The 18,222-nt window shown below is 65.8% G+C and carries 17 protein-coding genes; 7 read left to right on the top strand and 10 right to left on the bottom strand.

Going from position 1 to position 18,222, the window contains the following annotated elements; genetic code table 11:
• Positions 1-273 precede the first annotated feature (273 nt).
• On the top strand, positions 274-1,146 hold the full coding sequence (locus tag ABZS43_RS27940; protein WP_355038950.1) for a 3-hydroxybutyryl-CoA dehydrogenase: 873 nt from the start codon (positions 274-276) through the stop codon (positions 1,144-1,146).
• 90 nt (positions 1,147-1,236) lie between these two features.
• Positions 1,237-3,540 carry a 5-methyltetrahydropteroyltriglutamate--homocysteine S-methyltransferase gene (gene metE / locus ABZS43_RS27935; RefSeq protein WP_355038949.1) on the top strand — a complete coding sequence of 768 codons (2,304 nt, stop codon included), beginning with the start codon at positions 1,237-1,239 and terminating at the stop codon, positions 3,538-3,540.
• Positions 3,541-3,610: 70 nt separating this feature from the next.
• Here the strand turns inward: metE and ABZS43_RS27930 are convergent, their stop codons facing one another.
• A complete protein-coding gene (locus tag ABZS43_RS27930; RefSeq protein ID WP_355038948.1) occupies positions 3,611-4,834 on the bottom strand; it encodes an AI-2E family transporter in 1,224 nt (407 codons plus the stop codon).
• Positions 4,835-4,912: 78 nt separating this feature from the next.
• Complete coding sequence (locus ABZS43_RS27925; protein ID WP_355038947.1) at positions 4,913-5,965, bottom strand: NAD(P)-dependent alcohol dehydrogenase; 1,053 nt, start codon at positions 5,963-5,965, stop codon at positions 4,913-4,915.
• Between the two features lie 128 nt (positions 5,966-6,093).
• Between ABZS43_RS27925 and ABZS43_RS27920 the strand changes: the two genes are divergently transcribed.
• A complete protein-coding gene (locus tag ABZS43_RS27920) occupies positions 6,094-7,224 on the top strand; it encodes a trypsin-like peptidase domain-containing protein (protein WP_355038946.1) in 1,131 nt (376 codons plus the stop codon).
• A 6-nt stretch (positions 7,225-7,230) separates the two neighbouring features.
• On the opposite strand, the gene ABZS43_RS27915 is transcribed toward ABZS43_RS27920, so the two are convergent.
• From ABZS43_RS27915 to ABZS43_RS27900, 4 genes are all read right to left on the bottom strand, one after another.
• The gene (locus ABZS43_RS27915; RefSeq protein ID WP_355038945.1) at positions 7,231-7,797 is read right to left on the bottom strand and encodes a vitamin K epoxide reductase family protein; all 567 of its coding nucleotides are present in this window, start codon (positions 7,795-7,797) and stop codon (positions 7,231-7,233) included.
• Positions 7,794-8,552, bottom strand: a complete 759-nt coding sequence (locus ABZS43_RS27910; protein WP_355038944.1) for a thioredoxin domain-containing protein — start codon at positions 8,550-8,552, stop codon at positions 7,794-7,796. Before ABZS43_RS27910 ends, ABZS43_RS27915 begins: the two co-directional genes overlap by 4 nt.
• 300 nt (positions 8,553-8,852) lie before the next feature.
• A complete protein-coding gene (locus ABZS43_RS27905; protein ID WP_355038943.1) occupies positions 8,853-9,077 on the bottom strand; it encodes a hypothetical protein in 225 nt (74 codons plus the stop codon).
• Positions 9,078-9,183: 106 nt separating this feature from the next.
• Positions 9,184-9,915 (bottom strand): GntR family transcriptional regulator, encoded by a 732-nt coding sequence (locus ABZS43_RS27900; protein ID WP_355038942.1) that lies wholly within the window; start codon positions 9,913-9,915, stop codon positions 9,184-9,186.
• A 238-nt stretch (positions 9,916-10,153) separates the two neighbouring features.
• Between ABZS43_RS27900 and ABZS43_RS27895 the strand changes: the two genes are divergently transcribed.
• From ABZS43_RS27895 to ABZS43_RS27885, 3 genes are read left to right on the top strand one after another with little or no spacing between them, the layout of a single operon-like run.
• On the top strand, positions 10,154-10,543 hold the full coding sequence (locus ABZS43_RS27895) for a hypothetical protein (protein ID WP_355038941.1): 390 nt from the start codon (positions 10,154-10,156) through the stop codon (positions 10,541-10,543).
• A gap of 50 nt (positions 10,544-10,593) precedes the next feature.
• The gene (locus tag ABZS43_RS27890) at positions 10,594-11,319 is read left to right on the top strand and encodes an ESX secretion-associated protein EspG (RefSeq protein ID WP_355038940.1); all 726 of its coding nucleotides are present in this window, start codon (positions 10,594-10,596) and stop codon (positions 11,317-11,319) included.
• Between the two features lie 21 nt (positions 11,320-11,340).
• The gene (locus ABZS43_RS27885) at positions 11,341-12,186 is read left to right on the top strand and encodes a PPK2 family polyphosphate kinase (RefSeq protein WP_355038939.1); all 846 of its coding nucleotides are present in this window, start codon (positions 11,341-11,343) and stop codon (positions 12,184-12,186) included.
• 6 nt (positions 12,187-12,192) lie between these two features.
• On the opposite strand, the gene ABZS43_RS27880 is transcribed toward ABZS43_RS27885, so the two are convergent.
• The 4 genes from ABZS43_RS27880 to ABZS43_RS27865 all read right to left on the bottom strand — a co-directional run bounded on the left by ABZS43_RS27880 (position 12,193) and on the right by ABZS43_RS27865 (position 16,388).
• On the bottom strand, positions 12,193-12,825 hold the full coding sequence (locus ABZS43_RS27880) for a class I SAM-dependent methyltransferase (RefSeq protein ID WP_355038938.1): 633 nt from the start codon (positions 12,823-12,825) through the stop codon (positions 12,193-12,195).
• 10 nt (positions 12,826-12,835) lie between these two features.
• Entirely contained in the window at positions 12,836-14,086 is a 1,251-nt protein-coding gene (locus tag ABZS43_RS27875) for a saccharopine dehydrogenase NADP-binding domain-containing protein (RefSeq protein ID WP_355038937.1), read from the bottom strand.
• 37 nt (positions 14,087-14,123) lie between these two features.
• Positions 14,124-15,590, bottom strand: a complete 1,467-nt coding sequence (locus tag ABZS43_RS27870; RefSeq protein WP_355038936.1) for an AarF/ABC1/UbiB kinase family protein — start codon at positions 15,588-15,590, stop codon at positions 14,124-14,126.
• 234 nt (positions 15,591-15,824) lie between these two features.
• Positions 15,825-16,388, bottom strand: a complete 564-nt coding sequence (locus ABZS43_RS27865) for a TetR/AcrR family transcriptional regulator (RefSeq protein ID WP_355038935.1) — start codon at positions 16,386-16,388, stop codon at positions 15,825-15,827.
• Positions 16,389-16,793: 405 nt separating this feature from the next.
• Here ABZS43_RS27865 and ABZS43_RS27860 point away from each other — a divergent pair, with 405 nt between their 5' ends.
• On the top strand, positions 16,794-18,161 hold the full coding sequence (locus tag ABZS43_RS27860; protein WP_355038934.1) for a DUF445 family protein: 1,368 nt from the start codon (positions 16,794-16,796) through the stop codon (positions 18,159-18,161).
• Positions 18,162-18,222 lie beyond the last annotated feature (61 nt).

Raw genomic sequence — 18,222 nt, 5'->3', positions numbered from 1 at the left:
TGGTCGAGACTCGCGCCTTCGGCGCATGCGCTTCGACCACTCGGACGCGAGACGGGCCGCGAACGGGTCGCTCGTCGGGCTCACGCCGATAAGGCGAGAGTCGACGAGCGCACAATCCTCTACTCCGGTAGGGGTGTACTGCCCTCCCCGCTGAACAGCCCCGGCGGGGAGGGCATCCTTATACCTTTGACCATCGAAGGCGATGCTTCTACACCGAGCGCCCTTCACCACAAGCCAACCCGACTAGCCAGACCAAACCAGCAGGAGCGGGACGTGAGCAGCGAGAAGATTCAGCGCGTCGGCATCATCGGCGCCGGACAAATGGGTGCCGGAATCGCGGAGGTGTGCGCCCGTGCGCATGTCGACGTGCTCGTCTACGAACAGACCAGGGAACTAGCCGCCGCGGGTCGCGCTCGCATCCTGCGCTCGCTCGATCGCGGCGTCTCCAGCGGCAAGATCACCGAGCGGGAGCGGGAGCAGGCGGCCTGGCGGCTGCGGTTCACCTCCGACCTCGGCGATTTCGCCGACCGCCAGTTGGTCGTCGAAGCGGTGCTGGAGAGCGAAGAGGTCAAGACCTCGATCTTCGCCGCACTGGACAAGGTCGTCACCGACCCCGATGCCGTGCTCGCCTCCAACACCTCCTCCATCCCGATCATGAAGATCGCGGTCGCCACCGCCAATCCCGAGCGCGTGGTCGGCATGCACTTCTTCAACCCGGTGCCGGTGCTGCCGCTGGTCGAGCTGGTCACCACCCTCAAGACCAGTGAATCGGTCGCCAAGCGCGCCGAGGCCTTCGCGGGCGACGTGCTGGGCAAGCAGGTCGTGCGTTCGGCCGATCGTTCCGGTTTCGTCGTGAACGCGCTGCTGGTGCCGTATCTGCTCTCGTCCATCCGGATGGTCGAATCCGGTTTCGCCACCAAGGAAGACGTCGACAAGGCCATGGTGCTCGGCTGCGCCCACCCGATGGGCCCGCTGGCGCTGACCGACCTCGTCGGTCTCGACACCGTGAAGTCGATCGCCGATTCCATGTACGCCGAATTCAAGGAGCCGCTGTACTCGGCCCCGCCGCTGCTGATGCGTATGGTCGAAGCCGGGTTGCTCGGCAAGAAGACAGGCGCGGGCTTCTACCAGTACAACCGGGCCTGAGGGTCCGCCACAGCGAACCAGGCGCAATTATGTGCGGCGTCCATTCTCGGTAGTGGGCGCCGCGCAGGCATCGAAGGGAGCGGCGCGCTCATGGTGAATGTGACCGACGGCTACGGGTCGAGCATTCTCGGGTATCCGAGGATCGGCCCGCACCGAGAACTCAAGCGGGCACTCGAGGCCTACTGGCGCGGTGGGATCACCCGTGACGAACTCCTCGAGGTCGGCCGCGATATCCAGGATCGCCAGTTCAGCGAGCTGGCCGCCACCGGCCTGACCCAGGTACCCGGTAACACCTTCTCCTTCTACGACCACGTCCTCGACAACGCGCTGCTGTTCGGCGCCGTGCCCGAGCGTTTCCAGGAATTCCGCGATGCGATGGATCCGCTGGATTTCTATTTCCTGATGGCGCGCGGTCGGCCGGATCTGCCCCCGCTCGAGCTGGTTCGCTATTTCAGCACCAATTACCACTACCGTCAGCCCGAACTCGACGCCGACACCGAATTCTCGCTGCATCCCGAGGCGCTGCTGGACGAGTTCGACCGCGCCATGGCGCGCGATATCGAACTGCGCCCGGTGGTGCTCGGCCCGGTGTCGCTGTTGCTGCTCTCGAAAGCGGGACAGGTGCCGGGGCAGACCGAATTCGACACCATCGGGCTGCTGGACAAACTGCTCCCGGTGTACGAGGAGCTGTTCGAGATCCTGGCCAAACGTGGCGCGACCTGCGTGCAGCTGGACGAGCCCGCGTTCACCAGCGAGCGCAGTCCGGCCGAGTTGGCCGCGTTCGAGGCGGCCTACCAGCGACTATCGAAGGCGCCGCTGCGTCCGCGGATCCTGGTGACGGGTCAATACGGCGATTTCGGTGAGGCGCTGACGATTCTGGCCGCGTCCAATGTCGAGGCCATCGGCCTCGATCTCGCGAGCCACCGCATCAGCCCCGATGATCTCGCCCGGATTCCCGGCATCCGGCGTAAACGTCTGTACGCCGGTGTCATCAACGGTCGCAATGTGTGGCGCGCCGATCGTTTCGTGACGCTCGAGTACCTGAACGCGCTCGCGAAGGTGTGCCCGGATCTGGTGGTCTCCACCGGAACCACGCTGCTGCACGTGCCCTACGACGTGCTCACCGAATACGATATCGACGGTAATGTCGCCGACCGCCTCGCCTTCGCGAAACAGAAGGTGGGCGAAGTGGTCGCGCTCGCCAAGGCGTTGACCGACGGACCCTCCGACACCTGGCGCAAGCGGCCGACCGAGGTGCATTTCAAGCAGAAGCACGCGGTGCGGCAACGGGTGTACGCGGTCACGCCGGATATGCGTGAACGCGAGCCGTACGAGGTCCGCAGGCAGGCGCAGCAGGCGAAGCTGAACCTGCCGCTTGTGCCCGCGACGACCCTCGGCTCCTTCCCGCAGACCGACCGGATCCGCCAGGCCCGTTACGAATTGGGCGAAGGCCGGTTGTCCTACGAGGAGTACCGCAAGCGGATCGAGGCCGAGATCGAGGCCACCATCCGGTTGCAGGAGGACATCGGACTCGACGTGTTCGTGCACGGCGAGCACGAGCGCAACGACATGATCCAGTACTTCGCCGAACTGCTCGACGGTTTCGCGACGACGCGTTTCGGCTGGGTCCAGGTGTACGGATCCCGTTGTGTGCGACCACCGATCCTCTACGGCGACGTGTCGCGTCCCGCCCCGATGTCGGTGGAGTGGATCACCTACGCCCAGTCGCTGACCGATAAGCCGGTCAAAGGGATGGTCACCGGTCCGGTCACCATGATCGCGCGTTCCTTCGTGCGCCAGGATCAGCCGTTGCACGAAACCGCCGACCAGGTGGCGCTTGCCATTCGCGACGAGGTGGTCGATCTGGAGAAGGCGGGTATCGCCATCATCCAGGTCGACGAACCCGCCCTGCGCGAACTGTTGCCCGCTCGTCCGCTCGGTCGCGCCGAATACCTGCGGTGGGCGGTGGCCGCGTTCCGCCTCGCCACCTCCGGTGTCTCGGCCTCGACCCAGATCCATACCCATATCGGCTATTCCGGCCGCGCCGAGGTGGTTGAGGCGATCGAGGAACTCGACGCCGATGTCACCGCGATCGTGGCGACCCGGTCCATCGAGTGGGTGCTCAAGGCGCTGACCGAGGATTACGCCTCCGGTCACGGACTCAGTCACGGCGTCGGCCCCGGCGTGTACGAAAGTCGTTCGGCGCGCATCCCCGATATCGATGAACTCGACGAATTGCTCACCGCCGCCGCCGAAGCCGTAACCCCGCAGCGGCTGTGGGCGAATCCGGACGGCGGACTGAAGACCCGCCACTACTGGCAGTTGGAGCCGTCGCTGCGCAATCTCGTCGCGGCGGCGCGCCGCGTGCGTCGCCGCGCGACAGCCGCCGAATAGCCCGATACCCGAAGGCCGCCTCGACATCTCAGCGATCGCGGGGCGGCCTTCGCGGTGCCCGGTGCCGCGCCTAGTGCCCCTGATCGACGGGAGGATCGCTCGAACCGGTGCGACGCGCGGTCAGTCGGCGGATCCACTTTCCGGTTCGATTCTTCGGGGGATCCTGGGCCGTGCTGTTCGGATCCACCTCGTAGCGGCGGATATACGCGCCCGCGAAGGCCTGCATCGTCGCGGTGACCGGGATGGCGAGCAGTGCGCCGGTCGCGCCGAGTAACGCCGCGCCCGCGATGACCGCGCCGAAGGCGACCGCGGGATGCATATCCAGTGTGGTCGCGGTGATACGCGGTTGCAGCACGTAGTTCTCGAATTGCTGGTACAGGACGATGAATCCGAGAATCCACAGCGCGGGGACCGGACTGTCCACCAGGGCGACGATCACCGGAAGCGCACCCGCCAGATAGGTGCCGACGGTGGGGATGAACTGGGACACCACGCCCACCCAGAGTGCGAGCGCGAACGCCGAGGGCACACCGAGCACGCGCAACGCGGCATAATGCGCGACGGTCGAACACAGCGCGAGCAGACCGCGCGAATAGATATATCCGCCGGTCTTGTCCACCGCGATATCCCACGCGCGCAACACATGTCGCTGTTTGCTCGGCGGCAGCAGCGAACAGACGGCATTGCGGAAACGCGGGCCGTCGGCCGCGAAGTAGTAGGTGAACAGCAGCACGCCGAGTGCCTGGAACAGCGCGCCGACCGCGGCGGTGCCGATGCCCCAGGCGTTTCCGGCCAACCCGACCAGATAACCCTCGAGTTTGTCGCTCCACTCGGTCGCGTATTTCTGGATGTCGGTGCCCGAAATATCTTGGTTGAACGTCTGATTGAACCAGTCCACGACGTGATCGACGTATTCCGGCGCGTTCTGCACCAGGGTCGTGACCTGGTCGACCAGTAGCGCGCCCAACGTCCACACGAACGCGACCATGATGAGCAGCAGACCGAGGAACACCACGCCGGTGGCCGGTCCGCGCCGCATACCGCGCGCGGCGAGCCAGTTCACCGCCGGTTCGATCGCGAAGGCGAGGAACAGCGAAACCAGCAGCACGGTCAGCAATCCCTGCAACCGTTGCAGGATCCAGAATCCGGCGACCAGCCCCGCGACCGTGGCCGCCGCGAGCAGGAACGCGCGCAGCAGCCACGGCGGTGGACCCGACGTCAGGTCGGCTGTATGGGTCGACGTCGTCGGCTCGGTAGATCCGGCGGGCGGTGGGAGGTCTTCTTCCGCGGGCACACGGCCAAACTACCCATCCCCGAACTCGATTGCTCGCACGGTTCCCGGCTTGCCCAGCGCCCCGACGGCGCGGGTCGCTCAGATCGTCGCGGCGTCGATGACGAAGCGATACCGCACGTCGCTGGCGACGACCCGGTCGTAGGCGCTGTCGATCTCGTCCGCCGAGATCAATTCGATTTCCGCGCCGATCCCGTGCTGGGCGCAGAAATCGAGCATCTCCTGGGTCTGGGCGATCCCGCCGATCATCGATCCGGACAGCGAGCGCCGGTAACTCGCGAGCGAGAACGGTCGGACATTCAGCGGATTCTCGGGCAGGCCGAGGATGACCAGGGTGCCGTCGAGTTTCAGCAGGCGCATGTATATGTCGATCGGCAGATCGGCCGAGACCGTATTGATGATGAGATCGAAATGCCCGCGCAGGTCGCGGAAGGTCTGCTTATCGCCTGTCGCGAAATAGTGGTCCGCGCCGAAACGCCTGCCGTCCTCCTGCTTGCTCAGCGAATGGCTGAGGACGGTGACCTCCGCGCCCATCGCCGAGGCGATTTTCACCGCCACATGTCCGAGTCCGCCCATGCCGATGATCGCCACGCGTTTACCGGGGCCCGCGTTCCAGTGTCGCAACGGTGAGAACACCGTGATGCCCGCGCACAGCAGCGGCGCCGCGATATCGAGTCCGATACCTTCCGGGATCGACACCACGAAATTCTCGGTCACCACGACCTGGGTCGAATAACCGCCCATCGTGTAGCCCTCCGGCTGTACCGACGGGTCGACCGTCGTGTTGTAGGTCATGACGCTGCCCTTGGCGCAGTACTGCTCCTCGTCGGCCAGGCAGGGCCCGCAGACGCCGCAGGAATCGACCATGCAGCCGACGCCGACCCGGTCTCCGACCCGATGCCTGGTCACCGCACTGCCGACGGCGGCGACCAGGCCCGCGATCTCGTGCCCCGGCACGCAGGGGTATGCCGTGCCGCCCCATTCGTCGCGGGCGGTGTGGATATCGGAATGGCAGATACCCGCGTATTTGACGTCGATCAGCACATCGTGCGGGCCGAGTTCCCTGCGTGCGATGGTGACTTTCTCGAAGGCTCCGTCGGGCGAAGAGACGGCGTACGCGGCGGCATTACTCATGGGTCAATGCCTACCGTCGTGCGACCGGGTTTGCCAATCGGTCCGCTGGGGGATGACTGAATCAGTCAGATTCCGGCCACAATGGAATGGTCAGGGGAATGGTCAGGCCAGTCGACGGTGGGAGAGCGATGGACGACGAACGGCGCAGCCCGGCCGGCCACCGCCGGTCCGAAACCTCCCGTGGTGGTGGACGTGTGCTGGCCCTGATCGTGGCCGTGGTGCTCGCCGCGACGGGCTTCCTCGGATATCGCGGCGAACTGCCGGGCTGGACGCCGTTCTCCGAGTCGGGTGACGCCGTCGTATCGATGAGCAGACAACGGCTGCCGCTCGATCCGATCGCGGTCGCGTGGGCGGTCGAGCCCGCGCTGGTGAATATCAGCACCACGTCGCATCCGATGGGGCTGGGTGCGGCCGGCACCGGCATCGTGCTGAGCGCGGAAGGCCAGGTACTGACCAGCCACCACGTGGTGAAAGGCGCGGATACGGTGACGGTCACCGATGTGGGCAATGGCGAGGTGTACAACGCCACCGTGCTCGGTTACGACTCGAACGCCGATATCGCGTTGCTCGCGCTCGACGGCGCGGCCGATCTCGCGGTGGCCCGCGTCGGCAGTTCGTCCACGGTGCGCATACGTGACGAGGTGCTCGCCATCGGTAACGCGGGCGGCGTCGGCGGCACCCCGACCGCCATCGCGGGCAGTATCACCGACGTGGACAGCACCATCGTCGCTCTCAACGCGGCCGACCTGTCGCGTAAGTCGTTGTCGGGAATGCTCGAGGTCGCCGCGGCGGTGAGTTCGGGCCAGTCCGGCGGCGCCCTGGCGGATCGGTGGGGCGCGGTGATCGGCGTGGTCACCGCGGCGTCGGGGGAGCCGCCCGCCGACGAGGGCCTGCAGCCGAACGGTTACGCGGTGCCGATCGATACCGCGATGCGGGTCGTCGCGCAGATACGTTCGGGAACTCCGACCGAAACCGTGCATATCGGGCCGACCGCGACCCTGGGGGTGCTGATCTCGGATGCGAAACCGAGCGGTGCGCGCATCGACATGGCGATCTACGGCATGCCCGCCCGCGCCGTCGGCCTGGCCGAGGGCGAGGTGATCACCGCACTCGACGGCGACGTCATCACCACGGCGCGAGCCCTGCGAGCGGCCATCAACGTCCGCAAACCCCGGGAGATCGTGCGTCTCGGCGTCACCGGCGTCGACGGGGATCAGCGCACCGTCGACGTGGCGCTGGCACTCGGCACCCCGAATTAGCCCGAATCAGACGAGCGAGAGCCAGTAGTCCTGGAACCGCAGGAATACGAGCAGCAACACCACCGCGTAGAACAGCGCGACGATCGTCCACCGCCATTCGGCCAGTATGCCGAGAGGTCCGCTTCTCCCGCCCCACAATTGCTCGGTGCAGACCGCGAGCAGCGGGGTGATGATGGCCCAGACCACCATGCAGTACGGGCACAGTGCGTTGATCCGGTAGAGGCTCTGGAAGATGAGCCAGCAGATGAACACGGTCCCGAGCAGGCAGCCCAGCCACAATCCGACCCAGATCCAGCGCGGAAAACCGACTGCCGCGACGCTGAGCACGCCGAGGGTGACCACCACCGAGAAGCCGACGACGCCGATGAGCGGATTGGGGAATCCGAAGATCGCGGCCTGGTGGGTCACCATCACCGATCCGCAGGACAGGATCGGGTTGATACTGCACGTAGGCCGGTAGCCGGGGTCGGTGAACAGTTTGATCCGCTCGACGGTCAACGCTCCCGAGGCCAGCCAGCCCGCCAAGCCGCCGAGCAGGACCAGCCAGGCCGCCCGGGGGGATGTGGTGATCATCGGCCCGCTGCGGTGTTGATCGCCTGGGCGAGACCGCTGGGGTTGACCTGCTGACCGTTGACGAAGACCGACGGGGTCGACTGGATACCGCCGTCGAAGGCTTCCTGGGTCTTGGCCTTGACGAATTTGTCGTACGTGCGGTCGTTGACGCAACCGGCCACGTCGCCGGTGTAGCCGACGGATTTCGCGATCTCGATCAGCTGGTCGTTGCTGAGACCGGAACTGCCCTCCGCGGGTTGCTGTTCGTACATGGTGGACAACCAGGTCTGGTATTTGGCCGGATCGGCCTCGGCGACGCAGTAGGAGGCGTTGGCCGCGCGGCTGGAGTATTCGGCGCCGGAGGAGGCGCGGTCGAGGAAGGAGATGATGTTGTATTCGACCGCGGCGGTGCCGCTGTTCACAGCGTCCTCGAGCACCTGGCCGTTGGCCGCCTCGAAGGCCTTGCAGGCCGGGCACTGCAGGTCGGCGACGACGCGCACGGTGACCTTGGCGTCGGGTTTGCCGACGCGAATCGAACCGTTGTCGGTGATGCTGCCGGTGATGCCGTTCGGGCTCGCGGTCGCCGCGATCGTCGGTGTGGCGCCCGGATCGTCCTTATCGGCCTTCTTGACCGCGATACCGATTCCGATCGCCGCGATCAGCCCGATCAGGACTACGGCCACGCCCACCTGGATCAGGATATTGCGGTTCCGATCGGCGTTCTGCGCCTTCGTCAGCGCACTGGGGGTTTTACGTCCAGCCGGGTTCTTGCTCACCGTGCGTTCACCACGCCTTTCGTTCGCCTGCCGGTTTCTTCCGCCGCCACGATGGTAGTTCCGAGTCCGGGCAGGTCGGGCACGGCCCACATCATCCTGGGTGAACCTGAGAGATTCCGAACATCACCGCGGCAATAGCACCACCCCAATGTCGCCACCCCAATATCGCCACCACAATGTCGCCTCGGCGCGATAGGTGGGGATCCGCCGGGAGCGCCTCACCTCGATCAGCCTCGGTTCGTCGCCACCCCCTGCCGAGGGGTGGGCGGTGCACGGGGCATCCTACGGTGGCAGTGCGTTTCACCGTCCCCGCTGATCCGACGCGGGCGCGGGCTGTGCGCCGAGTTCAACCATTTTGCGCAGCATGGCGGGAGTCATGGCGATTTCGAATTCGATTCCGCCGCTTTCGAATATGAAGGTCAGATAGTCGTCTCGGCGGAGCGGGGCGCGGCGGACCGAGCAGTGCTCGCCGATGATCACCCAACTCCCGATGGTCAATTGATCGAACACCGCATGATCGAACATCGCACCTCCCACCCTGTGGCCTATGCCATTCCGATAAGTGGACTATGCCACTCGCTGGATGCGCTGTCAACGGAGATCGAGATCGGCGCCCGAGCCGCGACACGGGTCAGGCTCTGAGCGAGTACTCCTGCTGAAATGTCCAGTGGCCCGAGGGATATACGAGTTCGTCGAATTGCAGCGCGGTGTGGTCGGCCGCGTGCAACGTGAGGTGGTAGACGAGCACCGCGGCCGGACGTGCCACCCCGAGCAGTCGTCGCTCCTGCGCCGACGCCAGTCGCGCGCCGACCCGTTCACGCGCGTACGCGACTTCGGCCCCCGTCGTCCGCTCGACGTATTCGGCGACGCCGCCGGGGATCCGCCTGGTGACCAGCAGGAGTTGCGCCGCGGTGGCGAATTCGCCGGGAAACCAGGAGGTCGATATCTCGGCGATACCGGAGTCGGTGGTGACCAGTCGCTTTCGCGCGATGACAGGGGCGCCGTGCGGCAGATCCAGTGCGGCGGTGACCTCTTCCGGTCCGGCGACGATCTCGGCGGAAACTATCGTCACGGATTCGTGCTCGGCATAGCGCGCCCCGTATCGCCGCGACTCGCGCATCCTGGCGGGCGCTCGCGTGTCGGTGACGTAGGTTCCCGAACCTCGTCGCGATTCCACCAACCCTTGCTGCCGCAACGTATTCAGCGCTTTGGCTGCGGTCGGTCTGGCGACTTTCCAGCTCGCGGCCAATTCCCGCTCCGACGGCACCTCGGCACCCGGGGCGAGTTCGCCGCGATGGATCAGGTCACGGATGTATCCCGAAATCTGCAGGTATTTCGGTAATACCTCTTCTATTTCGGGCACCGAGGGCCTTTCCGTTCGCGCGACCGCCATAGACCACTGGCCAGTGTAGCAATCGGCGCGCATCCGGAAATGTGGGGCCGTTCGGCGTTCGGATGCGGACTTTTGCGATGTTGCGAATCCAATCGTGCGCCACATCACAGCGTTGCGCGGAGGTGAAGCGGGGTGGAATAGACGTTACCTACCGGTAGAGTGCCGACCAGTATGGCGGTGGGTGGACCGAGCAGAGGGGATTACCCAGATGGCGGTACCCGATACCGGGCAGGGGATGGCCCGCCAGCTGTACGCGGCGGCCACCGGGGTCGGCGATGGTCGATTCGAACTGGCCGAAGAGGTCGCCGAGAAACTGGCCGCGGCATGTGATCGGCTGGTCGAGGATCTGCAAAAGGCCGTTGCCGCCGGATATCTCGTCACCGATGTGTCCGGATTCCCCGATCTGCCCTCGGGACACGGCCTCGCGGAGGGTTTCGCGGCGAAGGGGTATCAGTATCTCGACACCTTGACGGCGTTCCAGGAGACGGCGCTGCTGTTCAAGGCGGCGTATCTGGCCGCAGGCCAGCGACTTTCGGACGCAGAGGCCGCCAATCACGCGGCGTTGCGACTGGTCGCCGCATATCTGGAGCCGCGATGACCGCCGGTACTTCCGACGCCGCCCGCCTCGACCGGCGGGAGTAACGCACGGTGAGATGGGTTTTCACTCCCGACGAATTCACCCACGTCTGGGAGAGCGAGACGAGCCTGGACCGGCGACCGTATCCGATCAATATGATGCCCGCCGCCACCGCGCGCACCGAAACCGAATACGCGGCACTACGTCTGCCTCAGCGTTTCGCCCGGCAGGCCGATCCGGACCTGTCCGCCGCGCTCACGCTCTGCGCGCGCGGCGACGCCACCACCATCACGATCTCGGGTGAGCGCAGCAAGTCCGCGGGGGCGCGAGCCGGTTCGAACGATCACCGCATCCTCGCGTTCGCCGCGGTGGTGCACAATCACGCCGGCGTCCTCGTCGCCACGCCCGACCGGGTGATCGTCCAGATATGCCATGCCCGCGGCGTCGGTCAGCGACTGGTCCAGATCATCGGCCCCGGTAAGCCGGGCCGGCTCGGCGCCATGCGGGAACCGCATACCGAGGTGCTGAACCCCGACGCCGACGCGGCCTCGGCCAACGGCCACGGCGGTGCGACCCGCTTCCGGAATACGCTGCGCAAGCCGGTCGACTGCCGTGGCTTCATCACGGTCACCGTGGAACCGGACAATCCGATGTCCCCGCCGACCAGGCACCGGACCTGGCTGGATTTCACCGGCGACGGCCGCTACCTGCTCACCACCGCGCACGATCTGATCCTCACCCCGATCTCCGACGACGATTTCGCCGCACAGCTGCTTCGTCTGGCCCAGATCCGCTGAAGACCGTGGTAGGCATGGGGGATGGCAATGAAATGGTCTATTCCGGCCGTCGAGGCCTTGAAAGCCGATGGGTTGCGGATCACCGATCTGGACACCTCCGGCACCCCCGGCTTCACCGGCGACAAGTCCGAGGGGCTGGTATCGCTGGCCGAACGCGCCACGGTGCTCTCGGGGTTGCAGGAAAAGCTCTATGCCAACGGACGATCCGGTGACAAGCGCAGCGTGCTGCTTGTCCTGCAAGGGATGGATACCGCGGGCAAGGGCGGAATAGTCCGGTATGTCATCGGCTCGGTCGATCCGCAGGGCGTCGACCACGCCGCCTTCGGGGTGCCGACCGAGAAGGAACTCCGCCACCATTTCCTGTGGCGTATCCGCAGGGAACTGCCGGGCGGCGGACAACTCGGCGTATTCGATCGTTCGCATTACGAGGATGTGCTGGTGGTACGGGTGCACGATCTCGTTCCCCCCGAGGAATGGGAACCGCGCTACGACGAGATCAACGCCTTCGAGGAGGAGTTGGTCTACGAGGGCACGACACTGGTGAAGGTCGCGATGTTCGTCTCGCTCGACGAGCAGAAGAGGCGGCTGAGCGAACGCCTCGAACGTCGGGACAAACACTGGAAGTTCAATCCCGCCGATATCGATGAGCGCGCGCACTGGCCCGCTTACCAGCAGGCTTACCAGGCCATGCTGGATCGCACCTCCTCCGGGCACGCGCCGTGGTACGTGATTCCGGCCGATCGCAAATGGTTCGCGCGACTGGCTGTCACGGAATTACTGATCGACGCGCTGGAGCGACTGGAGCTGGACTGGCCGCCGCCGCAATTCGATATCGAGGAGCAGAAACGCAGGCTGGCCCAGATCTGACGCGGCCTACGCCGGACGGGTGGCGCTGACGTATTGCAGCAGGCGGTGCACCCGCTGATCGATGTCGACGAGACCCAACTCGGTGAAAAGGTCCGGGAAAGTGTCGTCATCGAAAACCCGCAGGCCACTCCAGCCGCCGACAACGCGGCTGGCGTGACCGAACAGGGTGTCCGCGCGGTGACTCGTCGTGATGGCGATGCGCCCGCCGGGGGCGAGTACCCGCACCATCTCCGCGGTGGCGACGAGCGGATCGGGAATCAGATAGAGCGCGCCGAAACAGCAGACCGCGTCGAAAGTTCCGTCCGCGAAGGGCAGTCGCCTGGCGTCGCCGCGGACGTAGCCGACTCGCGGCCCGGCATTGTCGACCACGGCGCGCGCGAGCATCGGTTCGGAATAGTCCACGCCGACCACACGGCCGGAGCCGGTGAGCCGCTTACTCAGGTAGCGCGTGAAATTACCTGGTCCGCAGGCGATGTCGAGCACCTTCTGCGCACCGCCGAGGCGTAGCGCGGCGACCGCGTAGCGGCGGTCGGCCGCGGTGGTGCGCCCGCTGGCGAGGTAGAACAGCGTCGGGCGCCAGGCCCGTTCGTAGACCGCGGCGAGCGCGGGGGCATTCATCGCCCGCCGAGCGAGATTCATCCGGCCGACCTCACCCGCGTTCGACGTCGATGGTCATCCCGGCTGCCCGCAGCCGGGCGGTGAGCGCGTCGCCCATGGCCGCGGCCGGCGTGAGAATGCCCGCCGCCTCCGGCTGTTGATCGGTGTCGAAGGCCAGCGACAATCCGCTCTCGCCGAGCAGTACCGCCGTCGCCTGATAGCCGGGGTCGCCCTGACCGGCGAAGGTCGCCACATATCTCGCGCCGGAGGTGGTGCGGGTGTAGGTCTTCATCGTGAACCACCCGTTGGCGCGGGTCTGTTCGCTCGGTCCGGTACCCGGTTCGGGAAGCACCCGATCCAGCAGTTTGCGCCCGGCCGAGACGCGGGACAGGAGCGCGCCCGTCGCCACCGCCGCGACAACGCCGCCCGCGATACCCGCCGCGACCACCGGCGCGAACGCCGATCTGCCCGCGCTCATCACCTCGCGGTAGCGGAAGTTCTTGCCGTACACCCAGCCGAGCAGGCCGTTGCTGCGCCGCACGATCTTCGTATTGTGGGCGGCCATGACGAAGGTGCTCACCCAGCCGTCCAGGCTGGGGTCGATGGCGCTTGCCCGCTGCCATGCCTGATCGGATTGGCGTCCGACATCGGGATCCATCGACTTGTCCGGGCTCAGCGAATACGGGTGCGACAGCACCGCGCCCTTGGAGGAATCGGCGGCGATGGCCTCCATCATGGCCCGCCCGGAATCGATGGTTCCGCCGCTCACGCCGCCCTTGAAGGCGGCGATCAGCGTGGTGTCGGTGAGTTCGCCGGTATTGTCCTCGACCGAGCGCCGGTACAGCTGGTACACGCTCAAATCGGACGGAACCGAGTCGAAGCCACAGGAATTCACGATTTTCGCGCCGGTCGCGACAGCCCGGTCGTGATAGCGGTCGATGGCTTCGCGGATGAACAACGCCTCGCCGGTGAGGTCGGCGTAGTGGGTGCCCGCCTCGGCGCAGGCCGCGACGAGGGGCAGACCGTAGCGCAGGTACGGACCGACCGTGGTGACGATCACCTTCGTCCGCGCGGCCAGTTCATCCAACGTCGTCTGGTCCGTCGAGTCCGCCACGATCAGGGCCCAATCCGCGGCCTCGGGACCGAGGTCGGTACGCACCGAGGTCAATTTGTCGAGCGAACGTCCGGCCAGCGCGATGCGGGCATCCGCGGGCGCGGCGCCGAGCAAATATTGCGCGGTGAGTTTGCCGACGAATCCGGTCGCGCCGAACAGGACGAGGTCGAATTCTCGATTATTTACCATGGGCTATCTTCCGTTCGTCGAATAGTGCTCGGCGTGTTCAGGATTCGCTGGGTATGCCACGGGCGCTACGCGCGGCCTTCTCGGGGGCCGCTCTGCGCGCGTTGGTCTTCGGCGCCGGTTTCGCGATGACGGGGGGATTGTCGGCGAGCCACCCGTGGTGGATCTTGCCGAGTTCGGTGACCGGCGGCTCGTCATAGATCCATTCCCGAGCGATCCGGTGCCAGTTCGCGGTGACGTCGAGTTGGCCGAGCATGCCGAAGGTGAGGAAATCGGCGCGGCGCGAGAACAGGTGCTCGGGCGGCAGATTCTGCTGCTTCATCCCGGCGAATTCGCTCGCCCTCGGATCGACGGCGAGCAGGAAGGCGCCGCTGGCCAGTTCGGGGGTGATGGTCAGTTCCTCATCGATCAGACACCATTCCGAGGCGGCCAGGACATATTCGAGGCATTCCTCGGCGCCGATCTCCTCGGGCGAATCGATCACCCCGCGCTGGATCATCAACTCCCGCAGGTCTTCCGCGCGATCCTCCGCGGCCGCGCGCAGACAGATCGTCTCGAAACGCACATGGTCGGCATCCATCCGGTTGAACAGACCGAAATCCAGGAAGCCCACCTTCCCGTCCTCGGCGAGCAGCACGTTGCCCGGATGCGGATCGCCGCAGAATTCGTGGAAGGTGAACAGCGATCCGACGTAGAAGCGGTAGATGATCTCGCCGATCCGAGCGCGTTCGGCCTGCGGCAACTGCCGGATCTCCTCGAAACCCTTGCCCGGCAGATATTCGCTGACCAGCACCCTGGTGGTGGAGAGTTCGGGCAGCGAGCGCGGCACCGCGATGAACGGATGACCCGCGTAGAGTTCGGCGATCTGCGACTGGGTGGCGGCCTCGGCGTGGTAGTCGAGTTCGCTTTCCATGTTCAGCCGCAGTTCGTCGAGTACGGCCGGTGTCACCCACGGCATCGCCGACTGCAACACCTTGCGAAACATGTTGAGGTTCTTCAGATCCGCGCGCACCGCCGCGTCGATGCCGGGGTACTGGACCTTCACCGCGACGACACGACCGTCACGCAGCCGGGCCCGGTACACCTGCCCGATCGATGCCGCGGCGATCGGCTCCGGTTCGAATTCGGCGAAGACCTCATCGAGCGGTCTGCCGAAATCCTCCTCGATCACCCGGCGCATGGATTCGAACGACACCGTCGGCGCGGCATTGCGCAGCACGGCCAGCCGCTTCTGGAAACGTTCGCGATGCGCGTCCGGCACCAGATCCAGATCGAGTACCGACATCATCTGACCCAACTTCATGGCCACGCCCTTCATGGTGCCGAGCACCATGACCACCTGTTCGGTGGTGCGGATCATGGATTCCTCGGCCATCTTCGCGCGGACCGCTTCCGACCTGCCCCGCATCGAGAGCCTGGTGCGCTGGGTCCGCAGCACCGAACCGGCTGCCACCGCCCCCAGCTTGGTGCCACGAGCAAGCCGGGACGTCGGCATTTGCTTCGCCATCGAGGTACCTCCGTTGGTGCCGCGCTCGGAGCGGCGGGTGCGCGGGCGCGGGCCCACGAAACCGCATTGCGTTTCGCGCGGACGACCAGCGGTCACCGCGCGGGCAGTGACCTGCCCCACTGTGGCGGCACCGCTCGGTTTCAGACTAACAACGCGCCGGCGGTGTCGAGTCGGCCGTCACATCCCGGCGGACGGCCCACCCGGATGAGCCGCGTCACGAGAGCTGAGGCCCGGTCAGGCGAAGGTACCGTCGGATTTCGGGTCCGGCAGGACATGCGATCGGGCGTTGAAGATCTCCCTGGAGCCGCCCGCCCGCATCATGCCTTCGATGGCGCTCCACGCCATCATGGTCAGGTAGTCGATGACTTCCTCGCGCGACATCGTCTTATCGGTGGTCCACCAGTGGGTGGCCAGCTGGATGCCGCCGACCAGCACATAGGACCAGAGCATCGCGCCCTCGGTCTTCGCGCCGCGCTCACGGCCCTTGTCGACGATGACCGTGGAGACGACCTCGGCGAACAGCTTCTCGAATTCCGCCAGCGAGGACTGGCCGGAGCCGTTGCCCATGATGAACCGGTAGACCTCGGGATCCTCGTCGACGGTGCCGACGTAGGCGGCCATGGCCGAGCGCACCAGCTCGTATTCCGCCGCGTCCAAGCTGATCGCCTCGTACACCCTCGGCATCAGGGTGAGTTCGATGAAGCGCTGCATGGTGGCGCGGATCAGGTCGTTCTTATCGGAGAAATACCGGTAGAGCACGGTTTTGGAGACGCCGATCTCCGCGGCGATCTCATCCATGCCCGCGTTCGAACCGCGACTGCGGACGGCGGCAAGGGTGCCGTCGACCAGTTCTTCGCGGCGATCGATCTTGTGCTGGCGCCACCGGCGTTTGCGACCGTCCGTGCGCCCGGTGCGGACCGCCGCCGGTCGCTCGTCGACGTCGACCGTGTTCGATGCGCGGCCGTCGCGGGGTTCTACCTGGTCACGCTCTGCTACCGCCTCCGGGCAGACTCGTGCCGCAAGGTCTTCGGTGGACAGCGTGGGCTCCCTCGTTAGTAAGTGGTGTGCTGTCCTCCCAGCTTAGGTGCAGCCTGCCTCGCATCGTCGCGTTTGGGTCGCCGATGCGGCAGGAACCACACTTCTGTGCCCGGATGGGCGGCGCGAGAGCCTGGCATGTGCTCGCGGCACAGCAGAATGGAAGGTATGGAGATAGCTCCCGGCAACACAGCGGCGCCCCAGCGAGAACTCGGCAGGCGCTCCCGATCCGTCGCGGCGGTACTCGACGCGCCCACCCCGGCGGGGCCGAACGGTTTCTTCGTCGACGAGGCGAGCAAACGGCGGGATCTTTTCCGGATGAAGGCGCTGGCCACCGGGTTGCTTGCTTTCGCGACCCTGGTCTATCTGTTCTGCCGCTGGCTCGAATCGCGTGGGCAGGGCGGCGAGTGGATCGGCTATCTGCGCGCGGCCTCGGAGGCGGGCATGGTCGGCGCGCTGGCGGACTGGTTCGCGGTGACCGCGCTGTTCCGGCATCCGCTCGGCCTGCCCATTCCGCATACCGCGATCATCCGCAAGAAGAAGGATCAACTCGGCGCGAGTCTCGGCAGTTTCGTCGGGACCAACTTCCTCGCGCCCGATGTGGTGTCGGCCAAGGTCGCCTCCGCGCAGGTCTCCCTTCGGGTCGGCCGCTGGATGGCCGACCAGGGGCATGCCGCGCGGGTGGCCGAGGAGAGTTCGACGCTGCTGCGCGCGGTCGTCGGGGTGCTGCGTGACGAGGACGTCGAGCAGATCATCGACAACACCATCGTCAAGCGGATCGCCGAGCCGCTGTGGGGGCCGCCGATCGGCCGGGTGCTAGCGGAGCTGCTAGCGGACAACCGCCAGCTGGCGCTGCTGGATATGTTGGCCGAGCGTGCGCACCAGTGGGCGCTCGGCAGTCAGGAGACAATCGACAGGATCGTTTTGCGCGACGCACCGCAATGGGCGCCGAAATTCGCGAATATTCTGCTGTCGGAAAAGATCTACCGTGAACTCGTCGAGTTCACCTGGAAGGTGCGATCCAATCCGGAGCACGAGGTCAGGCTGGCTGCGAATCGTTTTCTGGAGGAATTCGCCTACGATTTGCAGTACGACGACGCCATGATCAAGAAAGCCGAGCGGATCAAGACCCAGGTGATGGGTCGCGACGAGATCACCGGTATGGCCGAGGCCACGTGGCGGGCGGCCAAACGGCTGATTCTGGAGTCGGCCGACGATCCGAACAGTACGCTGCGGCGCAAGGTGGCCGAGAATGTGCGACAACTCGGGGAGCGGCTTCGTGACGACGACGAGATGCGGGGCAGGGTCGACAACTGGATCGACCGCGGCGCGCGATATCTCGTGGGGAACTACGCGGGGGAGATCACCACATTGGTCACCGATACGGTTGCCAAGTGGGATGCCGAGGAGGCGAGTAAGAAGATCGAATTGCAGGTCGGGCGTGACCTGCAATTCATTCGCATCAATGGAACGGTGGTCGGTTCGCTCGCCGGACTGGCGATCTACTCGATTTCGCAGTTGCTGTTCCACGGCTGAACAACTCGACAGAATTGTCCGGTTCAACGACATATCGTTGTTTCCGCACGTAGAGCTAGGA

It is taken from the genome of Nocardia sp. NPDC005366 (genome assembly GCF_040606855.1).
Lineage (GTDB): Bacteria > Actinomycetota > Actinomycetes > Mycobacteriales > Mycobacteriaceae > Nocardia.
This window is presented reverse-complemented; position numbering and strand designations above follow the sequence as displayed.